Raw genomic sequence first — 250 nt, forward strand, 5'->3', positions numbered from 1 at the left:
CGGAACGATCACCGGCCCCCCGGCCGACACAGCAAAATACGTGGTTGGCCTCGACACATCGACCGCAATGGTCTTGATCGACGACATTTGTTGCGTGTCGAGCTCGAAAGGTTTCGATGCACATGCACCGAGCATCAAGCTCGACGCAATGATCGCCACTGAACAGCGCCCCTGAATTTTCTTTTTCATTTGAATACTCACCGGTTCTTCATTCGATGTTGAAGCCCACAACGCTCTGCCGCCGCGTGAT

At 54.0% G+C, this 250-nt stretch carries 1 protein-coding gene; it reads right to left on the reverse strand.

The genetic code is table 11. The features are described from left to right. Positions 1-189 (reverse strand): hypothetical protein (locus tag SB659_RS20175; RefSeq protein ID WP_410551712.1); only part of this gene is annotated, 189 nt, incomplete at its 3' end. Positions 190-250 lie beyond the last annotated feature (61 nt).

Origin of the sequence: Arthrobacter sp. SIMBA_036, from assembly GCF_046535135.1 — a bacterium.
In the GTDB taxonomy this organism is placed as follows: domain Bacteria; phylum Actinomycetota; class Actinomycetes; order Actinomycetales; family Micrococcaceae; genus Arthrobacter.